19 protein-coding genes and 1 pseudogene are annotated in these 18578 nt (G+C 49.1%); 15 read left to right on the top strand and 5 right to left on the bottom strand.

Features of this window, described 5'->3' with window-relative positions; all coding sequences use genetic code 11:
* The first annotated feature begins 881 nt into the window (after nucleotides 1-881).
* From J7I83_RS04085 to J7I83_RS04070, 4 genes are all read left to right on the top strand, one after another.
* Nucleotides 882-1607, top strand: coding sequence for an ABC transporter ATP-binding protein (locus tag J7I83_RS04085; RefSeq protein WP_215099411.1), 726 nt, complete (start codon nucleotides 882-884; stop codon nucleotides 1605-1607).
* Complete coding sequence (locus J7I83_RS04080) at nucleotides 1604-2626, top strand: ABC transporter permease (protein WP_215099410.1); 1023 nt, start codon at nucleotides 1604-1606, stop codon at nucleotides 2624-2626. The genes J7I83_RS04085 and J7I83_RS04080 overlap by 4 nt, the downstream gene beginning before the upstream one ends.
* Before the next feature lie 682 nt (nucleotides 2627-3308).
* The gene (locus J7I83_RS04075) at nucleotides 3309-3593 is read left to right on the top strand and encodes a DUF5316 domain-containing protein (RefSeq protein ID WP_215099409.1); all 285 of its coding nucleotides are present in this window, start codon (nucleotides 3309-3311) and stop codon (nucleotides 3591-3593) included.
* 18 nt (nucleotides 3594-3611) lie between these two features.
* Complete coding sequence (locus tag J7I83_RS04070) at nucleotides 3612-4364, top strand: class I SAM-dependent methyltransferase (RefSeq protein ID WP_215099408.1); 753 nt, start codon at nucleotides 3612-3614, stop codon at nucleotides 4362-4364.
* A 324-nt stretch (nucleotides 4365-4688) separates the two neighbouring features.
* Here the strand turns inward: J7I83_RS04070 and J7I83_RS04065 are convergent, their stop codons facing one another.
* Together J7I83_RS04065 and J7I83_RS04060 are read right to left on the bottom strand one after the other, a co-directional pair.
* The gene (locus J7I83_RS04065) at nucleotides 4689-5045 is read right to left on the bottom strand and encodes a DUF1801 domain-containing protein (protein WP_215099407.1); all 357 of its coding nucleotides are present in this window, start codon (nucleotides 5043-5045) and stop codon (nucleotides 4689-4691) included.
* A 13-nt stretch (nucleotides 5046-5058) separates the two neighbouring features.
* Nucleotides 5059-5577 carry a helix-turn-helix domain-containing protein gene (locus J7I83_RS04060; protein ID WP_215099406.1) on the bottom strand — a complete coding sequence of 173 codons (519 nt, stop codon included), beginning with the start codon at nucleotides 5575-5577 and terminating at the stop codon, nucleotides 5059-5061.
* A 161-nt stretch (nucleotides 5578-5738) separates the two neighbouring features.
* Here J7I83_RS04060 and J7I83_RS04055 point away from each other — a divergent pair, with 161 nt between their 5' ends.
* Together J7I83_RS04055 and J7I83_RS04050 are read left to right on the top strand one after the other, a co-directional pair.
* Nucleotides 5739-7049: an MFS transporter gene (locus tag J7I83_RS04055; RefSeq protein WP_215099405.1), complete on the top strand. Its 1311-nt coding sequence runs from the start codon at nucleotides 5739-5741 to the stop codon at nucleotides 7047-7049.
* An 88-nt stretch (nucleotides 7050-7137) separates the two neighbouring features.
* Nucleotides 7138-8121, top strand: a complete 984-nt coding sequence (locus J7I83_RS04050; protein ID WP_215099404.1) for an ornithine cyclodeaminase family protein — start codon at nucleotides 7138-7140, stop codon at nucleotides 8119-8121.
* A gap of 422 nt (nucleotides 8122-8543) precedes the next feature.
* Here J7I83_RS04050 and J7I83_RS04045 read toward each other — a convergent pair whose 3' ends face one another.
* Nucleotides 8544-9104: a maltose acetyltransferase domain-containing protein gene (locus J7I83_RS04045; protein ID WP_215099403.1), complete on the bottom strand. Its 561-nt coding sequence runs from the start codon at nucleotides 9102-9104 to the stop codon at nucleotides 8544-8546.
* A gap of 116 nt (nucleotides 9105-9220) precedes the next feature.
* Here J7I83_RS04045 and J7I83_RS04040 point away from each other — a divergent pair, with 116 nt between their 5' ends.
* Nucleotides 9221-9862 carry an alpha/beta family hydrolase gene (locus J7I83_RS04040; RefSeq protein ID WP_215099402.1) on the top strand — a complete coding sequence of 214 codons (642 nt, stop codon included), beginning with the start codon at nucleotides 9221-9223 and terminating at the stop codon, nucleotides 9860-9862.
* A 163-nt stretch (nucleotides 9863-10025) separates the two neighbouring features.
* Here J7I83_RS04040 and J7I83_RS04035 read toward each other — a convergent pair whose 3' ends face one another.
* On the bottom strand, nucleotides 10026-11123 hold the full coding sequence (locus tag J7I83_RS04035; protein WP_215099401.1) for an ABC transporter ATP-binding protein: 1098 nt from the start codon (nucleotides 11121-11123) through the stop codon (nucleotides 10026-10028).
* A 106-nt stretch (nucleotides 11124-11229) separates the two neighbouring features.
* Nucleotides 11230-12120: a PucR family transcriptional regulator gene (locus tag J7I83_RS04030; RefSeq protein WP_215099400.1), complete on the bottom strand. Its 891-nt coding sequence runs from the start codon at nucleotides 12118-12120 to the stop codon at nucleotides 11230-11232.
* 204 nt (nucleotides 12121-12324) lie between these two features.
* On the opposite strand from J7I83_RS04030, the gene J7I83_RS04025 reads away from it, so the two are divergent.
* The 8 genes and pseudogenes from J7I83_RS04025 (at nucleotide 12325) to J7I83_RS03995 (ending at nucleotide 18433) form a co-directional block, all read left to right on the top strand.
* Nucleotides 12325-12684, top strand: a complete 360-nt coding sequence (locus tag J7I83_RS04025) for an MEDS domain-containing protein (protein ID WP_251047447.1) — start codon at nucleotides 12325-12327, stop codon at nucleotides 12682-12684.
* Nucleotides 12681-12830, top strand: coding sequence for a hypothetical protein (locus J7I83_RS17740; protein WP_251047446.1), 150 nt, complete (start codon nucleotides 12681-12683; stop codon nucleotides 12828-12830). The genes J7I83_RS04025 and J7I83_RS17740 overlap by 4 nt, the downstream gene beginning before the upstream one ends.
* A gap of 207 nt (nucleotides 12831-13037) precedes the next feature.
* Nucleotides 13038-14627, top strand: a complete 1590-nt coding sequence (locus tag J7I83_RS04020) for a glycoside hydrolase family 13 protein (RefSeq protein ID WP_215099399.1) — start codon at nucleotides 13038-13040, stop codon at nucleotides 14625-14627.
* Nucleotides 14628-14654: 27 nt separating this feature from the next.
* A complete protein-coding gene (locus tag J7I83_RS04015; RefSeq protein WP_215099398.1) occupies nucleotides 14655-15527 on the top strand; it encodes an ROK family protein in 873 nt (290 codons plus the stop codon).
* A gap of 45 nt (nucleotides 15528-15572) precedes the next feature.
* A pseudogene (locus J7I83_RS18195) lies at nucleotides 15573-16457 on the top strand (alpha-amylase family glycosyl hydrolase); the annotation flags it as partial.
* A 159-nt stretch (nucleotides 16458-16616) separates the two neighbouring features.
* Nucleotides 16617-17063, top strand: a complete 447-nt coding sequence (locus tag J7I83_RS04005; RefSeq protein ID WP_215099397.1) for a DUF4385 domain-containing protein — start codon at nucleotides 16617-16619, stop codon at nucleotides 17061-17063.
* Nucleotides 17064-17130: 67 nt separating this feature from the next.
* Complete coding sequence (locus J7I83_RS04000) at nucleotides 17131-18018, top strand: TIGR01777 family oxidoreductase (RefSeq protein ID WP_215099396.1); 888 nt, start codon at nucleotides 17131-17133, stop codon at nucleotides 18016-18018.
* Nucleotides 18019-18163: 145 nt separating this feature from the next.
* Nucleotides 18164-18433 carry an RNA polymerase sigma factor gene (locus J7I83_RS03995; RefSeq protein WP_215099395.1) on the top strand — a complete coding sequence of 90 codons (270 nt, stop codon included), beginning with the start codon at nucleotides 18164-18166 and terminating at the stop codon, nucleotides 18431-18433.
* Nucleotides 18434-18578: the final 145 nt, after the last annotated feature.

Raw genomic sequence — 18578 nt, 5'->3', positions numbered from 1 at the left:
TAGCCCCGACAAGCGCTGGAAGCCTTGCCTGTAATGGCGTTCTTCAGCCATTGCGGGAAAGGCTGAAGCGACTCGAGGGGCTGGCTGCTGGAGTCTGGACAAAGAAAAGCGGAAGCGCCTGTTCAGCTCTGACAGGGGTAAGACGATCTGGTGAAGCGGCATGTTTTCAGCCGCACAGCCAGAGTGGCTTACATCCCGAAGAGCTAGGCGATGGAGTCTGGACAAAGAAAAGCGGAAGCGCCTGTTCAGCTCTGACAGGGGTAAGACGATCTGGCGAAGCGGCATGTTTTCAGCCGCACAGCCAGAGTGGCTTACATCCCGAAGAGCTAGGCGCTGGAGCTGGACAACAAAGAAAAGCGGAAGCACCCGTTTAGCCCCGACAAGCGCTGGAAGCCTTGCCTGTAATGGCGTTCTTCAGCCATTGCGGGAAAGGCTGAAGCGACTCGAGGGGCTGGCTGCTGGAGTCTGGACAAAGAAAAGCGGAAGCGCCTGTTCAGCTCTGACAGGGGTAAGACGATCTGGCGAAGCGGCATGTTTTCAGCCGCACAGCCAGCGCGGCTTACATCCCGAAGAGCTAGGCGCTGGAGCCTGGACAAAGAAAAGCGGAAGCGCCTGTTCAGCTCTGACAGGGGTAAGACGATCTGGCGAAGCGGCATGTTTTCAGCCGCACAGCCAGCGCGGCTTACATCCCGAAGAGCTAGGCGCTGGAGCTGGACAACAAAGAAAAGCGGAAGCACCCGTATAGCTCCTACAAGCACCTATACAGCATACATACCCATAATAAAACTAAGCAAAGCAGCCCTCCCGCTGCTTTGCTTTTTTCGAAATGAGCGTAGAATACAAAGTAATAACAGGTTTATATTGGACTGGAGGGAATGCACGTGGAAAGTAGCATCTCCATCAACAAGCTCGGCAAAAAATACGGCAAAACGACGGTGCTCCATGAAGTGGATCTGCAAATTGCAGGCGGGGAGATTTTCGGGTTGATTGGGCCGTCGGGTTCTGGGAAAACCACCTTGGTAAAGATGATCGTCGGCATCGATTCGCCGAGCGGCGGAACAGTGGAAGTGCTCGGGAAACGGGTGCCAAATCTGTCGTTGCTTCAAGAAATCGGCTACATGGCGCAATCGGACGCACTGTATCCGGAATTGACCGGCAGGGAAAACTTACGCTTTTTCGCTTCGCTGTACAAAATGAAACGATCGGTTTTGAAAGAAAGGGTCGCCTATGCGGCAGATTTGGTTCAGCTGACCGATGAGTTGGGCAAGAAAGTCTCTGCTTATTCAGGTGGCATGAAACGGCGGCTGTCGCTGGCAATCGCTTTGGTCCATGATCCAAAAATCCTGATCCTGGATGAGCCGACCGTCGGCATCGACCCGGAGCTGCGGCTGTCGATCTGGAGTGAATTGATGCTTTTGAAGATGGAGCAGGGCAAGACTATCATCGTGACGACACATGTCATGGACGAAGCGGAAAAGTGCGACCGCATTGCCATGGTCCGTGAAGGCGGGATCCTGGCTGCCGGAACCCCGGACGAATTAAAGGCGGCATATGGTGCGGCTGATTTGGAAGGCGTCTTTTTGCAGGCGGGGAGGGATGCACGATGAGAATTCTGGCATTGATCCAACGCATCATGCTGCAGCTGCTGCGCGACAAGCGGACGATGGCGCTGCTGTTTTTCGCGCCACTTATTGTACTGACTTTGATGTATTTCTTTTTTAATGGCGACAATGAAAATCCTCAGCTCGGGGTTATAGGAGGCAATGATCCGCTCATCGCTGCTTTGGAAAATGCGTCGATTGATGTAGTTTCCTATAATGATGCTGATCAGCAAACCATCATCACGGATGAGCTCGATGGTTTGCTGGAAATCAACGAAGGCGGCTTTCGGGTCACGTTGGAAAATAATGACCCGAGCACTTCCCGGGCGTTATTGATGCAGGTCACTCAGGCGGCAGCCATGCAAGCCGGGGGAGAGGCGCCTGCCAGCATTGATACGGAATACATTTATGGTGACGCGGAAACAGAATTCTTTGACGTATTGGGACCGATACTGGTCGGTTTTTTCGTCTTCTTTTTCGTGTTTTTGATTTCGGGGATCGGTTTGCTGAAAGAGCGAGTGTCGGGAACCTTGGAACGGTTGCTCGCGACGCCGATCCGGCGCTGGGAAATTGTCCTGGCCTATCTGACCGGCTTTGGTATTTTCGCCATCATCCAGACCATCATCGTCGTGTTCTATTCGATTCAAGTATTGGATATGATCATGGTCGGCCAGGTTTGGCACGTCATTATCGTTAACCTGCTGCTGGCTTTGGTAGCATTGTCCCTCGGCATTCTGCTATCAACTTTCGCATCTTCAGAATTTCAGATGGTCCAGTTTATCCCGATCGTTGTCATTCCGCAAATCTTTTTCGCGGGGATCATCCCGCTCGAAGGCATGGCCGATTGGCTGCAGAACATCAGCCGCATCATGCCGCTGTACTATGCGGCCGATGCCCTGAAAGCCATCATGTACAGAGGGGAAGGCTTAGTGGATGTATACAGCAACCTGCTGGCACTCGCTGCTTTTGCGGCGGTTTTCATTTTCCTGAATATCATCGCCTTGAAGCGCTACCGGAAGTTATGAAATAAAAGAGGGCTGTTCACTTTGGTGAATGGTTTTTCTGTGTATTGAGGCTTTGCTTCTGATGATTTTTTAGGTGAAAGCAGCTGGCTTAATAAAATCAGCAATTCCAGTTAGTGAAAAGCAGTGCGCGCACTGCTTCCTTTTGCGGGCTTGAAATGGGGTGTGATAGGGGAATGTGAGTTTGGCCGCATGAGTATGTGTAGCGAGGTAGAAGGTTGAGGTAGAGAGATGGAAAGTTGCTGTAGAGGGGTGGGAAGTTCATGTATAGATTGAAAACTTTCATGTAGCCACACAAAATCCTTATAGGAACTCCAAACCTTCATGTAGAAACTACAAAACCTCACTTAGAACCTGGAATCCATCACATAGAAACCCAAAATCTCCATATAGAAAAATGAAGTCCGTGTAAGAATCCAAAAGGTTCAGGTAGCAGGCTCGAACGGTCATGTAGAACTCCGAAACTTTCATGTAGCCACACAAAATCTGTGTAAGAATGTTGATCTTTCATGTAGCCAACTAAAATCTTTACTTTGAAACCTCAAACCATCATCTAGAAACCCGGACCATTCACATAGAATTCAAAAATCCTTTCTAACAGCTACCTCTATCGGACGACATTTGGTAAAATTAGCATGCAGGGAAAATTTAAATTATTTACAGTACCTAAAGGAGAGAAAATAGCATGAAATACTTTTTAATTGGAATCTTAATCGTCTTGGCTGGCGTGCTGGTTGCTTATTTGACGAACGATTGGTCATTGGTTTTCGTTATTAGCGGCCTGGCTGCCGGCATCGCATTGATTTGGGGTGTATTGGCGCTTGGAAAAGGCAAGAACAAGTCGACAAGAACGACGAGTTCAGAAAAGCGTCGGGAAAAGCAGCAGCGCGTGACAAAAATGAAGAACGCGGTATTAGTAGCTGTGCCGAATATCATCGCAGTCATCGTCAACTTGACGATGATTTCATAAAGCGGATGGGGTGAGGAGTTGTTAGGGTATTACAGCAGATTGTCATCGGAAGTGTATGATCTCGATAAGCCGATCGGCAGTTCATTCGGTGACATCGAATATTACCTGGAGCGCTTGGCTTCGTGCAAAGGGCGCATCCTGGAGCCGGCAACGGGAACTGGGCGCTTGCTCGTGCCGCTGCTGGAACAGGGATTCCAGGTCGACGGTTTTGACGTTTCTGACGAGATGCTCGAAGTGTGCCGCACCAATTGCAAAGAGCGGGGATTAGCACCGGAATTGTTTGCCGGAAAAATGGAATCGTTCACGATCAATGCAAAGTACGCAGCGATCGTCATTCCAACTGGAACGTTCCTTTTGCTCCACGAACGCGAAAAATCGCTTCAGGCTTTGCAGAATTTCCATCGCCATCTGGAGACAGGCGGCCGTTTGATTGTCGATTTGCATGTACCAGCCGTTATCGAACTCGAGAAAACTTCGACTCGGACTTGGCAGGCTGCTAACGGCGATACGCTGACCGTGGAAAGCAAGAAAATCGAAGTTGACTGGATCCGGCAATATTTCGTTTCGCAGGGGCGCTATGAACGCTGGCGTGAAGGCCGGCTGGTCGAGACCGAACTTGAGCGTTACCCCATGCGCTGGTATGGCGTCGAGGAATTCAAGGCAATTCTGGAAGGGGTCGGCTTCAGCGACATCAGCATTTCAACCGGCTATCGATATGGGGAGTGCCCGGAAAACACCGATTCCCTCATTACTTTTGAAGCGATGAAATAGAAAAAACGAGGCGGATTGCGCCTCGTTTTTTTATGGTCAAAAATAGCTTTTTAAAAATATTTCCGCTTTTCTTTATTGTCCAGGCTCCAGCGCCTAGCTCTTCGGGATGTAAGCCACTCTGGCTGTGCGGCTGAAAACATGCCGCTTTGCCAGACCGGCTTACCCCTGTCAGAGCTGAACAGGCGCTTCCGCTTTTCTTTGTCCAGCTCCAGCGCCTAGCTCTTCGGGATGTAAGCCACTCTGGCTGTGCGGCTGAAAACATGCCGCTTTGCCAGACCGGCTTACCCCTGTCAGAGCTGAACAGGCGCTTTCGCTTTTCTTTATTTATCCCCGATTTAATTCCACTGCATCCCAAATCAGCCGCTTCAGCACATCGCTCTGGATTTCATCGGTTCGGTTCAGCCGAACATGGCGCATTTTATTGCCGTCGCCTTCCAGCAGATTGGACTCGTCACGAAGCTCCACGCCCCGGTAAAAGCCGAAGTTGACATGGCCTTTGGCGGTCTGCATATAGCATACGAGGCCTTCCTTGGCATAGCTCGGATTGGCCCATTTAAAGCCCTCGTCCATTTCCGGATAAGCTTCGAACACCAATGTGCGCAGCTGCGCCACGATTTCCTGCGTAGGACTTTCCAGCCCCTCGATAAATCGATCTACTTGCGGATCTTTAATCGGATGCATAGACGGACTCCCCTTAATTCGTTTTGGATGATACTAGTAAAAACCGTACATCTTGCTGGGTTAAGTTGAACCAATAATGCTTTTTGCGTGCATCGAACAGGGTCGACTGCTGCGGTGCGAGCTCGGTGCGATCGCCTTCGACTTCCACCGTCAACACTCCATCCACGACGAATAAAAACTCATAGCCGCTGTGGGCAAAGGCATTACCCTCTGAATCACCTGGCTTTAAAGTGACCAGCATCGGCACGAAGCTGGCTTCTTTCACGCCATGCGATAAATCCTGGTAATAAAATTGTTCGAGGCGCGTGGCCCAATCGATTCTCTCGGCTTCGTTCGTGAAAAACAGGCTGGGATCGACGTTCAGGGCATCTGCTATTTTGCGCAACGACTCCAGCGTCACGCTTGATTTGCCGCGCTCGACCTGCGACAGGAAGCTGATGGAGACATCGGTCTGCTCTGCCAGCTCCTTCAAGGTCATGTTGCGTTCCTTGCGAAGGCTTTTTAATGTAAGCCCAATTGTTCCATCTGACATGCAGAACCCCCACTTTGCTAAATGTTCTGCCCTCATCATACCGTACATGTGCCGGAAAATAAAATTACCGCAGGTTATTGACAGAATATTGTTAACTGCTAAACTGTTGAAAAGGGAGAATTAAAGTGTCACTTCAATTTATTCGCAAGGGGGAAAATAGGATGGATAAAAAGCAAACACGCAAAGTATTAACGGCAAGTCTCGTGGGGAGTTCGATTGAATGGTTTGATTATTTCTTGTACGGCACAATGGCGGCATTGGTTTTCAACCAATTGTTTTTCGTCAATGAAGATCCAACGGTCGGGCTGATGCTCGCTTATGCATCTTTCGCGCTATCATTCTTTATCCGTCCATTCGGCGGCATCATCTTCAGCCATATCGGCGACCGCATCGGCCGCAAAAAAACTTTGGTCATCACTTTGAGCTTGATGGGATTTGCGACATTCGCGATGGGGCTCCTGCCGACCTATCAGGCAATCGGCGTCGCGGCACCGATCCTGCTGATTACGCTTCGCTTGATCCAGGGAATTGGCATTGGTGGTGAATGGGGTGGGGCATTATTGCTCGCGACCGAATACGCACCACCTGAAAGACGCGGATTTTTCGGCAGCATCCCGCAGATGGGAGTCACCATCGGAATGGTTATGGGAACCTTGGCGTTATACATCATGACTTTATTGCCGGAAGCGGCGTTCATGAGCTGGGGCTGGCGCGTGCCGTTTATCCTGAGTGCATTCCTGGTGGTCTTTGGCTTGTGGATCCGTAAAGGCATTGATGAAACACCGGAATTTAAGGCAGTTCAGGCATCCGGTGAAATTCCGAAGCTGCCGATCGTCGATACCCTGAAATACCATTGGCGTGAAGTGCTGATCGCCATCGGTGCCAAGGTTGTCGAAACGGCTCCATTCTATATTTTCAGTACATTCGTAGTGTCATATGCGACAACAAACCTCGAATTCTCGAGAACAGCCACGTTGGTGGCAGTCATGATCGCGACTATCATCACGACAATTTTGATTCCCATCATGGGTGCATTATCCGACCGTGTCGGACGCAAAAAAATGTACGTCACCGGATCAGTGGCGATGGGTTTGTTCGCCTTCCCGTATTTCTGGATGTTGCAGCAAGGTTCTGTAACATTATTGATCATCGCGACCATCATTGGGCTTGGCATCATCTGGGCGCCGATCACAGCGGTTCTCGGCACGATGTTCTCGGAAATCTTTGATGCTAAAGTGCGCTATACTGGGGTGACATTGGGCTATCAGATCGGTGCGGCCTTAGCGGGCGGAACGGCGCCTTTAGTTGCGACATTCCTGTTGGCAACATTCGATAATTCCTATGTGCCGGTGGCGCTTTACATTATGCTGACTGCCGTCATTTCGCTGCTGTCCATCTGGGCAGTGAAGGATTTGAGCGGCAGACAGGTTGAGCCTGAACCAAAACTAGTAGTAAAAGAAAGCCGTGTTTAAGAAAATATAACTTTTAGCTCGTCAAATAATGTCTAAACTACAGCGCCCAGAATCAATGGGCGCTTACGCTTTTCTTAGGAGGATATCCATGCTTATCATCAACGAACAACAAATTCAGCAGCACTACCATATGGCCGATGCCATCCGTGATGTAACGGACATGCTCCGTGCCAAGCAGCAGGGCCAGATCAACAGCCCGCATCGCACCGTTCTCGATTTTCCGGAACGGCAGGCATCAGCGCTTTATATGCCGAGTGCCGATATGGCGAATAAAATCTCAGGCGTTAAAATTGTCACCATCTTCCCCGAAAATCCGGCACAGGGCAAGCCGACCACCCAAGGCGTCATCTTGCTGTCCGACGGTGACAATGGCGAGCATGTCGCGATGATGACCGCTTCGTATTTAACGCGATTGCGCACAGGCGCGCTCAGCGGGATCGCTACAGACTTGTTGGCGCGCAAAGAAAGCCGAGTGCTTACAGTCATCGGAACCGGTGCGATGGCGTTTGAGCAGGTACTGGGCGTACTGGCGGTACGGCCGATCGAAAAGATTATCCTGGTCAACCGGACTCCGGAAAAAGCGGAGCGCTTTGGCGAAAGCCTCATAGCATTCGGCATCGAAATTCCGTACACCGTTGAGACTATCGTCTCGTCAGCTGTTCAGCAGGCAGATATCATTTGCTGTGCGACACGTTCGAAAGAACCGGTCTTTAATGGAGAAGATTTAAAACCAGGTACCCACATCAACGGCGTCGGCTCCTATTTGCCGAGCATGCGCGAAATGGACGAAACGACCATCCTGCGTGCCGACAAAATTGTTGCAGATGACGTGGCCGGCGTCAAAAGTGAAGCAGGAGAACTGATCCACAGTGCAGAAAGCGGCGCCTGGTCATTTGATCAGCTGCACGCTGAACTTGGCCAACTCGTGGACGGCAAGATAGCAGGACGACAAGCAGAATCCGAAATTACTTTCTTTAAATGCGTCGGTGCCGCCTATTTCGATTTGGCGGTCGCCAAAGGCGTCTACAGCAAAGCAGCAGCGAGCGGATCGGGCATGAAAGTGGAGTTGTAGGTTTGAGTGTAAGGGGATTCCGTAAGCGGCAGTTGGCGCTTACGGGATCTTTTTGATTTGTGTGAGGGAGAAGTGGAGACTTGAGATTGCTGCATGAATGGCTGATTTTATATAAATGTCTCACAGTTACCTGGGGATAGAACTATAAAAAGAAAGGTGAATTTACAAAAGACAACGAATAAAAATACAAAATTTACACAAAAAAATCATTCGATTCATGGATTTTTTTGTATAATGATGGAAAGAGATGGAGGCTACGGCACCGCGACGTCCTGTCGCGCCAGCTGCATGACCCACATCCTGTGGGCCCGAAAGCGTCCGCCTGAAGCGATTTCTTCATACTGGCTTATTCAATCAAGTTAAAGAGTTATTTACTAAATTCAACTAAAATAAAAAAGCAACACGCCAGAACGCATTGCTGGTTATTCCCCAATATGGCCGATTGCTTTCGCAGGATTGCCGCCGAATATGGAATTGGCGGGCACGTTTTTGGTGACGACGGCGCCGGAAGCGATGATGGCATTGTCGCCGATCGTGACGCCGGGATTGATGATAGCACGGCCGCCGATCCAGACATTATGGCCGATGGTGACCGGCTTGCCGTATTCTTTTCCGGAATTACGGGCTGCCGGTTCGAGCGGGTGGGTCGCCGTGTAAATGTGGACGCCTGGTGCAATCATGCAATTGTCCCCGATCCGGATTTCGCAGACATCGAGAAAAACACAGTCGAAGTTGGCATAGAAGTTGTCGCCGACATGCATATTGAATCCATAATCGCAGCGTAAGGTCGGTTCGGCATGGATGATTTCACCGGTCGTACCGAACAATTTTTTCAGCAGGTCTGTGCGGTCCTGGCCATCCATTTCGGTTGTTTCATTGAACAGACGACTTAGCCGACGGGCATTCATGCGGTTTTGACGGAGCTCGGAATCTTGCGGATCGTACATTTCACCAGCCAGCATCTTTTCTTTTTCCGTTTTCATTCGTCAACCTCCCTGCAAGATATAGTAGTAAATCGATTGTATCATAGCCAATTTGAAAAATACTTAGTAAATTTATGGAATATTCTTTATAATAGAGAGAGACAGGAGTGAGATTTATGAAAACAATCGACAACAAAGTCACAGGCTATAAAGGGATTGAAGTTCCTTATACAGTCGTGTTGACAGAAGACTACACAAAAAAATTGGCCATCTTTTTGCCGGGTGCCGGATATACGACCAAAAGTCCGCTGTTTCATTTTGCAGAAGAAATTTTCCAGAATAAAAACTATGACGTCTTGCGGGTCAATTACCAATACACCAACAAAGCGTATGATGGATTCACGATGAAGGAATTGGACGAAGCGATTCTCCACGACGTGCGTTTGGTCATCAGTGAAGTGCTTAAAGGAAGAGACTATCAGGAATTCTACCTGATCGGCAAATCATTGGGCACAATCGCCATGGGCGCCGAGATGAACCGCACGGAATTCAGCGAAGCCAAAGCCGTATGGGTAACGCCGCTGCTGAACCGTGAAGAAGTCCTCAACACCATGGTCAACAGCAAAAATCCGGCCTTATGCTACATCGGCGACAAAGACCGCTACTATTCGCCGGGCGCATTTGAATTGCTGAAAACGAACCCGTACCTGGAGGCGAACCTGTTGCCCGACATCAACCACCGGTTGGATTGCGAAACCGATGCACTCAAATCGATCGATACTTTAAAGCAGATCATCGATGGAATCAAAAACTTTTAATAGAGAGCTGCCCGTGCACTTACGGGCGGTTTTTTTGTGGGCGGAAAAGGGCGGGGTTCTGCCTGCAGCTCTGCATTCGCCTCATCAAAACAAGAAAAAGCTGCCGGAAGGTGCCCGGCAGCTTGTAGAGGTATTCTTACAATAGAAACACCAGCTTTTTAACTTAGCGGATGCGCAGTTCAGACTCGCTATCAAAGAAATGTGCTTTATTCATATCAAAAGCCATATCGATTGTCGTACCTGCTTCAACATTGAAGCGTGAGTCGACGCGCGCTACAAAATCCTGGTCGTTGACTTGTGAGTAGAGGATGATTTCCGAGCCCATCAATTCCGCTACTTCAATGTACGCTTTGAGTTTGGTATGCGGCGAGTGCTCAAGGAAGAGCGGCTCGTCATGAATGTCTTCAGGGCGGATGCCGAGGACAACATCTCTCGTTTCATAGCCTTGTTCTTTAAGCATCTTCAGCTTGCCTTCAGGGATGCGAATATTGTTGTCGCCCATAACAAAATGGTCGCCGACTAATTTGCCTCGCAGGAAGTTCATGGATGGCGATCCGATAAATCCTCCAACAAACATGTTTTCTGGCAAGTCGTATACTTCTTTAGGCGTACCGATCTGGTGGATAAATCCGTCTTTCATAACGACTAAGCGCGTTGCCATAGTCATGGCTTCTGTTTGGTCATGTGTTACGTAAACAGTTGTCGTCTGCAGGCGTCGATGCAATTTCTGGATTTCTGCACGCATCTGGACACGCAATTTTGCATCCAGGTTGGATAAAGGCTCATCCATCAAGAAGACTTTTGCATCGCGTACGATGGCGCGGCCCAGAGCGACACGCTGGCGCTGTCCGCCCGATAACGCTTTTGGTTTGCGGTTCAAATAGTCATCCAGTCCAAGAATCTTAGAAGCATTGTCGACGCGGGCTTTGATGTCGGCTTTTTTCATCTTGCGCAATTTCAAACTGAACGCCATGTTTTCATAAACGGTCATGTGCGGATACAGCGCATAGTTTTGGAATACCATCGCGATGTCGCGGTCTTTCGGTGAAACGTCGTTGACTCTTTTGTCACCGATGTACAAATCACCTTCCGTAATATCTTCCAATCCAGCGATCATGCGGAGCGTTGTTGATTTCCCGCAGCCTGAAGGGCCAACGAGCACTAAAAACTCTTTGTCGCGGATTTCCAGGTTGAAGTCTTGTACAGACACCACACCTTTTTCGTATTCTTTTTTGATATTTACTAATGATAAGCCAGTCATTTGCTTTCCCCCAGTGTTGTATTGTCATTGGTAACAGCATAACCGAAAGGCGATGTTTAGAGAATGTCAAAACTGCCTAAAAATGAAAGCGCTTTTTTGTGCACATTTACTTTTGGATCAATATCGCCAAGTAGACAGCCATGGCATGATGGAACTTGCGGACATCGATGCCGGTATTTTCATGAAAACGGTCGAGCCGGTACTGAAGGCTATTGCGGTGCATATGCAATGCTTTTGACGTTTCGGAGATATTCAAGTTATTGCGAACGAAAGCTTCCAGCATTTTCACGGTTTCTTCATCGTCCTGGTACTCCTGCAGAATGGTTTGTCTGATGTCACTGAGCAGGGGCTCCTTGGATTGATCGATCAACAGATAGGGAACAGCGTCAACATAGCTGGTGACTGCTTTATTGGAATAAAGCACCATGGTCTTAGCGGTATTGGTCACTGAGCGGTAATGGGCAGCTGCAAGGGTCAGGCTATCCCGGAAAGGGCCGACAAAAAAACGGATTTTGATATATAAGTCGCTCATCAGTATATCGATGATTTCCTCGTAGGAGACGGGACCATCCTCTTTTGCCAAGTATTCGACAAGGATGCCCTCGTGATCGTTTTCCCATAAGATGGAAACTTGTTGGGCGGAAACATCGTTGACTGCATGTTTAAATGCCACTGGGCTGATCTGTTTTTCCTGTATTGAGAAATGGACAAAACGGTATAGGGAATCCAATGGAAAGTCGACCGGATCTTCCTGCGCTGCAGGGTTTACCGCAGCCAGCCATTTTGTTTCTTCAGCCGTATGGACCGGGAACTTCGGGTTATAAGGAGTGAGAAATGCCGACAACAGCGACAAATCTTTTTGCGCAAGTTCTGTTTCATGGATGCCGACAACCAGGCCATCTGCTGCGGAAAACCATCTATAGTCCGGGTCGGCAGCAAGAGCACCGTGTTTATGGATTTGAAGAGAAGGATAGATTTTACTTAATTGGTCGATCATCGAATACCTCTTTTCAAGATGAAATTTTCAGGATGAGACTCTGCTGACAGTTGTTGCAGGTCTGAAGGGGTTCTAGTTTATTCATTATACAGCAAAACAGTTTGCTGTTAGAGGACAAACATCCCCTCCTTGTGTATACTTGGCCTAGAAAAACCATGTATGGTGGTACTAACTTATTAAACGGATGATGAATTTCACAAAAATATGCTTGAACTTTTTGACGAACGGCACGATGCCCATGTGCTGTATTCGTACGATGAAACCCACAATTACATCGATCAAGTCGTTGCTTTTTCCAAGCATGGGATTAAAACGGGGGATTACGTTATCCTGATTGAAAATCCCCGGTTGTCTCCAAAGATCCTTGCTGAGTTGAAGATCCAGCTTACAGAGCAACAAATGGAGTTTATTCATTTTGTGAAAAGCTACGATTTTTATTATTCAAGCGGCAGTTACCATCCGCCTGCAATCCAGGCATATTTTGAAAAAATGATTGAGCCTTATTTAGAGGAGCAAGCAACTTTCCGGTCCTGGGTACATGTAGAGTGGGAGACGTCGCGGTGAAGGAATTGCAGTTTTCGTTGATTTGCGTTTACGCAAGCCAATCGATGTCGGAAGCCATAAAAACGATGCTGCTCGAAACACATCCGTATATTCTGGTCGAAGACGATGTGATCGTTTCAGCTCTGTACATTGCAACAGAATCCTAATATCCACAGCAATCCACGTGCCGAGCAATCGGAACGTGTTCAAACACTGTCGGGAAACTACGGTGGTTTTTATTCTACGAAATTTTCTTGAGAGACCAAAATGAAATTGGAGCTGACAAAAATATATTTTTAATAATTAGTTGGCAATTCAGCAAATTCATGTATGATGTTAGAATAATATTCACTTAAAGGAAAAGAGGGGGATTTATGGACGAATGGTGGAAAAAATCAACTGTCTACCAAATTTATCCGAGGAGCTTTATGGACTCGAATGGGGATGGCATCGGCGATATTCGGGGCATCATTCAAAAACTTGATTACTTGCACGGCCTGGGTGTGGACATTCTCTGGCTGTCGCCGGTTTATGATTCGCCGAACGACGACAACGGTTACGACATCCGCGATTATTATAAAATTATGGCAGAGTTTGGTACGATGGCCGATTTTGATGAGCTGTTATCGGAAGTCCATGAACGCGGCATGAAACTGGTCATGGACCTTGTCGTCAACCACACTTCCGATGAACACGAATGGTTCAAGAACCATCCGGATTTCTACATATGGCGCGACAAGCCCACGAACTGGCGTTCATTTTTCAGCGGCTCTGCCTGGGAATACCAGAAAGAACGAGGCCAGTATTACTTGCATCTGTTTTCCAAAAAACAGCCGGATTTGAATTGGGACAATTCGGAACTGCGCAAGGCGGTTTACGAAATGATGCGCTGGTGGCTCGACAAGGGCGTAGACGGTTTCCGAATGGACGTTATCAACATGATTTCAAAAGTGCCGAAAATGCACGATGCACCAGGTGGCGATGGCAGCCACCAATTCCTGAACGGACCGAATGTCCACACATACCTGAAAGAGATGAACCAAGAGGTGCTGTCGAAATACGATATCGTCACCGTAGGCGAAATGCCGGGTACGACGCCAAAAGAGGCGCGCCATTATACCGCTGCAAAAAATCAGGAACTGAATATGATTTTCACGTTCGAACATATGGGCCTTGACCAGGGCGGTGAAAAGTGGGATTTGAAAGCGCTGTCCCTGATCGACTTGAAAGAAAACATGGAAAAATGGCAGCAGGGCCTCCACGACGAAGGATGGAACAGCCTGTATTGGAACAACCACGACCAGCCGCGCATCGTTTCGCGCTTTGGCGAAGACACGGAATGGCGCGTTGAATCAGCGAAAATGCTTGCTACATGCCTTCATTTCATGCAAGGCACGCCTTATGTCTATCAAGGTGAAGAACTTGGTATGACCAATGTTCGCTTTGACTCGATCGATGATTATAAAGACATCGAGACCTTGAATATGTATCAAGAAAAGCGCGAAGCCGGTGTTCCGCACGATGACATCATGCGGAAAATCCACGTCAAAAGCCGCGACAATGCCAGGACGCCGATGCAATGGTCCGCAGAGCCGAACGGCGGTTTTACGACAGGGACGCCATGGCTGAAAGCCAACCCGAATTACAAGGACATCAACGCCTTGCAGCACATGGACCCGGATTCGGTTTACCAGTATTATAAACAACTGATCGGCCTTCGCAAGAAGCTGGATATCATCACCTATGGCAATTTCGAGTTGCTGTATCGTGAAGATGGCGAGCTCTTCGCCTACACACGTATGTGGAATGAGGAAAAGCTGACCATCTACTGCAATTTCTCGAAAGACATCAAATCGGCAGTTCGCCCGGAAGGCAGAGTGCTGATCGGCAATTATGCAGAGGCGAATGGTGAGGGCGATATTCTGCTCAGACCATATGAAGCAATCGTCTTTTATCAACAATAAAAAATACGAACAGTAATAGGAGGAGCTATGGTAAAAGTATTAGGAATCGACATTGGCGGCACCAAAATCCGCATGGGCGTTATTGACGACCAGGGCCAGATTTTATACGAAGAACAAATTCCCACCCAAATCCCGCTGTATCCCTATTTGGAAAAGAACATCCTGCGCGTTTTGGCTGAACAGCCTGAAATCAGTGCAATCGGTGTCGGTACGCACGGCTTCGTCGATCCGAAGCAAGGGAAAGTAATCTATGCGGCAGAGACTCTTCCGGGCTGGACCAATACGCCTGTCAAGGAATGGCTGGAAAAAGCGACAGGCAAACGCGTCGAAGTGGAAAATGACGCAAACGCTGTAGCGCTTGCAGAAGCGAAGTTTGGTGCTGCACAAGGGCTCGACCGTGTAGTTGTATTGACGCTCGGCACCGGCCTTGGCGGCGGAGTGCTGTGGGACGGCAAGCTTTTAAGCGGCGGCCCTCATGGGGGAGCGGCAGAACTTGGCCATATGATCCTTTATCCAAACGGCGTAAAATGTGCGTGCGGGAGGTTGGGCTGCAGTGAAATGTACGTGTCCGGGACGGCGCTGCGCCGACGGATCAGTGAAGCAGGCCTTGCCATCACACCGCCTGAGCTTTTTGAAAATGCAGGGACGGATCCGGCAGCCAAGCAAGTTGTAGAAGAATTCACCGCAGACCTGGCGCTTGTTATCAGCAGCCTTCAAGCAGCATTCGATATGGAGATGGTCATCATCGGCGGCGGTGTTTCAGAAGCTGCGGACTTGTGGATGGAGTCGCTCCAGCAGCAGCTCAAACCGGTGCTGTTAAATCCATTGGCTGTAGAAGTGGCACGTTTTGAAAACGATGCCGGCATTTTAGGGGCGGCATTGCTGGTACTGGAACATTAAAGAAATCAGCTTGATCAAGGGCAAGGCAGGGACGGCGAAGCAAATGGCGTTTCGGCAGATGAAATCCATGAGTGGGTCAGCACCGAGACGGGCAAATTCAACATGATCTTCCAATTCGAGGACATTGACTTGTGGAATGTGGAAGTGCAAAACGGTGTAAATGCACCCGAACTGAAAAAGGTGCTCAGCAAATGGCAGGAAAAAGTCAATGGCGTCGGCTGGAATGCCTTATTCATCGGAAATCATGACAAGCCGCGCGTCGTGTCGACTTGGGGAAATGACCATTCACACTGGCGCGAAAGCGCGACGGCACTCGCCTGCATGTATTTCTTCATGCAGGGGACGCCGTTCATCTACCAAGGCCAGGAAATTGGCATGTCCAACGCGCCGTTTGAAGAACTCGATCATTTTGATGATGTCCATACACATAATTTATATTTCCACAAAAAAGAAACGGGCATGGAACACGATGCCATCATGACCTTGCTGCGAGCAACAAGCCGCGACCATTCGCGGACGCCGATGCAATGGAGCAATGGCCCCCATGCCGGCTTCTCAACGGCTTTGCCATGGATTGGCGTCAATCCCAATTACCAGTGGCTGAACGTCGAGGCGCAGGAAAACGATCCGCATTCGGTCTTGTCCTTCTATAAACAGATGATCTGGCTCCGGAAGAATATGGACGTCTTGGTCTACGGGGAATACCAACTGTTGGAGCTGGGACACGATGCGGTGTTTGCTTACACGCGTGAATACGGCGACGACAAAGTGCTCATTGTTACAAATCTTGGCCAGCACGCGTGCCTGTGCGACATCGATCCGGAAGACGCAACGCTGCTTTTGGCGAACTACCAAAACATTGATCCGGCGCAATTGCTTCCATATGAAGCGCGGGTCTACAAAATCCCTAAAGAATCGTTTGTTGGTTAAGAAAGAGCGGCCCATAAATGGCTCTAATGGAAAGACCGGAGAAGAAATCGACTTTCTCCGGTCTTTTTATCGTCAAACAATCACTTTTCCTGTGGATTCACTTGCCCCGATCAAGGGTATAAGCCTAACAAAGCACAAAGCAAAAAGGAGTCGATCTGCATGGCGTTTGATTATGAGCTGGACTACGAGAACCTGGATTTGCGCAAGCATCCGGAGCTGTACCGGGTGGGCAAGGGCGAGCAGGGCGTGTTGATGGTAGAGCCGTATAAGGGTGAGATTTTGCCGCATTGGCGTTTCAAGACGCCCGAGATTGCGCAGGAGTCGTGCGATAAGATTTCGGAGATGTTTGAGGAATACCGCAAGCAGGATGATTTTGTGGGAATGGACATGGCGCGCAAGTTTATCCAGATGGGCTATACGCGGGCACGCCGCTACACCAATTACAAAGGCGGGCGCAAATACAACGAAGACGGCAGCATCAAGGAACGGGAAATCGATCCGGTGAAAGCCGAGTCGGCGGCCATTTTCAAAAAGCGCTGGGACGAAATCCGGGAAGACGAAGATTACTTGATGCGCAAAAAAAAGCACCAGAAAGAATTTGGCTGAGGCGCATCTTTTATTCAGGTCAAGCGTCAAATAGCAGGAGAGCAACTTACAGAAAATGGGTGATGGGATGAAGAAGATCGTATTGGCTGGAGGCACCGGCTTTGTCGGGCAATATTTGGAACGGAAATTTACAGACCAGGGGTACCAGGTCATCATCATTTCACGGAAGCCGGACCACTTGAATTGGACCAACCATACCGGAATCGTCAAGGCGTTGGAAGGCGCCGAGATGCTGGTCAACCTGGCAGGGAAATCGGTGAATTGCCGGTATACCGAAGCGAATAAACGGGAGATTTTTGATTCGCGGATGGAGACGACGGAAGCGCTGGGCACAGCACTTCTGGCCTGTGACAATCCACCGCCGCTGTGGATCAACTCCAGCACGTCGACCATATACCGCCACGCGGAAGACCGGCCGATGACGGAAGCGAACGGGGAATTCGGCAGCGGCTTTTCGGTGGAGGTCGGCAAGGCTTGGGAACAGGCATTGTTCACTTTCAATTTGCCGAACACGCGCCAAGTGGCATTGCGCTTGTCGATTGTCCTCGGCAAAGACGGCGGTGTTATGGCGCCCTATGAAAACATGGTGCGCTTCGGACTCGGCGGCAAACAGGGCAACGGGCGCCAAATGTTCAGCTGGATCCACCTGGAGGATGTTTACCGCATCATCCTGTTTGTGCGCGACCATGAAAACATCAGTGGTGTCCTAAATACGACCTCGCCTGAGCCTGTCACGAACCGCGAGCTGATGAAGCAATTGCGGATTGCGATGGACCGGAAAATCGGGTTGCCGGCAACCAAATGGATGCTAAGCATGGGAGCGGTGGTCATCGGGACAGAAACGGAATTGATCCTGAAAAGCCGCTGGATCTTGCCGGAGCGCCTTCAGCAGGAAGGATTTAAATTTACTTATCCGACACTCGATAAAGCGCTTGAAAACATCCTTCATCAATAAAAGTAATCTGATAGCACTAGAAAACTCTACTTCGGTAAAGTTTTTCTGGTGTTTTTTTATTTATTCTAACTTATTGTCTTTATTTCGAGATAATTGGGTTTAGGATGATTGCTTAACGGCTATGACAAAAGGAGGGGGTGACAAATTGACCATAGACGAGAAATTGATGACTGGAATTTTGAACCGTGAAAAACAGGCACTGTCTGATTTATACGACCGCTACCACCGGATTATATGGAATATTGCGCGCCAATCCGGTTCAGATCCGTCCGTCTGTGAGCAGCTTGTCGCCCAGGTGTTCCGCACTGTCTGGACCGAGCCGCAAAACTTCCAACAGAACCGCAAACTGCTGGCGCTGCTGATCGATTGCTGCCGGTCGCATAGCGCAGCAGCCACGATAAAAAAATGTTACTGAAAACTTCGCACCTCCGCCAATCCCCTGGCAGGAGGTGTTTTTATTGTGCCGAAAATCCGGAACTCTAAAGTTGACGAACTGCAGCAATCGGAGTAGCTTAAAGGCATCGCGAGAGATTGTTCCATTTGGAACGGTTCGGAAATGA

The sequence above is a fragment of the Planococcus sp. ISL-110 genome, from assembly GCF_018613575.1.
In the GTDB taxonomy this organism is placed as follows: domain Bacteria; phylum Bacillota; class Bacilli; order Bacillales_A; family Planococcaceae; genus Planococcus.
Note: the sequence above shows the minus strand (reverse complement) of the source record. Positions and strands in the feature narration are given on the sequence as shown.

Bases quoted from the DNA above. Each gene is read 5' to 3' on its own strand.
- J7I83_RS04075 (WP_215099409.1), top strand. From the start codon at position 3,309: ATGAAATACTTTTTAATTGGAATCTTAATCGTCTTGGCTGGCGTGCTG.
- J7I83_RS04015 (WP_215099398.1), top strand. From the start codon at position 14,655: ATGGTAAAAGTATTAGGAATCGACATTGGCGGCACCAAAATCCGCATG.
- J7I83_RS04060 (WP_215099406.1), bottom strand. From the start codon at position 5,577: ATGTCAGATGGAACAATTGGGCTTACATTAAAAAGCCTTCGCAAGGAA.
- J7I83_RS04040 (WP_215099402.1), top strand. From the start codon at position 9,221: ATGAAAACAATCGACAACAAAGTCACAGGCTATAAAGGGATTGAAGTT.
- J7I83_RS04050 (WP_215099404.1), top strand. From the start codon at position 7,138: ATGCTTATCATCAACGAACAACAAATTCAGCAGCACTACCATATGGCC.
- J7I83_RS04020 (WP_215099399.1), top strand. From the start codon at position 13,038: ATGGACGAATGGTGGAAAAAATCAACTGTCTACCAAATTTATCCGAGG.
- J7I83_RS04025 (WP_251047447.1), top strand. From the start codon at position 12,325: ATGCTTGAACTTTTTGACGAACGGCACGATGCCCATGTGCTGTATTCG.
- J7I83_RS04035 (WP_215099401.1), bottom strand. From the start codon at position 11,123: ATGACTGGCTTATCATTAGTAAATATCAAAAAAGAATACGAAAAAGGT.
- J7I83_RS04005 (WP_215099397.1), top strand. From the start codon at position 16,617: ATGGCGTTTGATTATGAGCTGGACTACGAGAACCTGGATTTGCGCAAG.
- J7I83_RS04055 (WP_215099405.1), top strand. From the start codon at position 5,739: ATGGATAAAAAGCAAACACGCAAAGTATTAACGGCAAGTCTCGTGGGG.
- J7I83_RS04045 (WP_215099403.1), bottom strand. From the start codon at position 9,104: ATGAAAACGGAAAAAGAAAAGATGCTGGCTGGTGAAATGTACGATCCG.
- J7I83_RS04000 (WP_215099396.1), top strand. From the start codon at position 17,131: ATGAAGAAGATCGTATTGGCTGGAGGCACCGGCTTTGTCGGGCAATAT.
- J7I83_RS04080 (WP_215099410.1), top strand. From the start codon at position 1,604: ATGAGAATTCTGGCATTGATCCAACGCATCATGCTGCAGCTGCTGCGC.
- J7I83_RS04030 (WP_215099400.1), bottom strand. From the start codon at position 12,120: ATGATCGACCAATTAAGTAAAATCTATCCTTCTCTTCAAATCCATAAA.
- J7I83_RS04065 (WP_215099407.1), bottom strand. From the start codon at position 5,045: ATGCATCCGATTAAAGATCCGCAAGTAGATCGATTTATCGAGGGGCTG.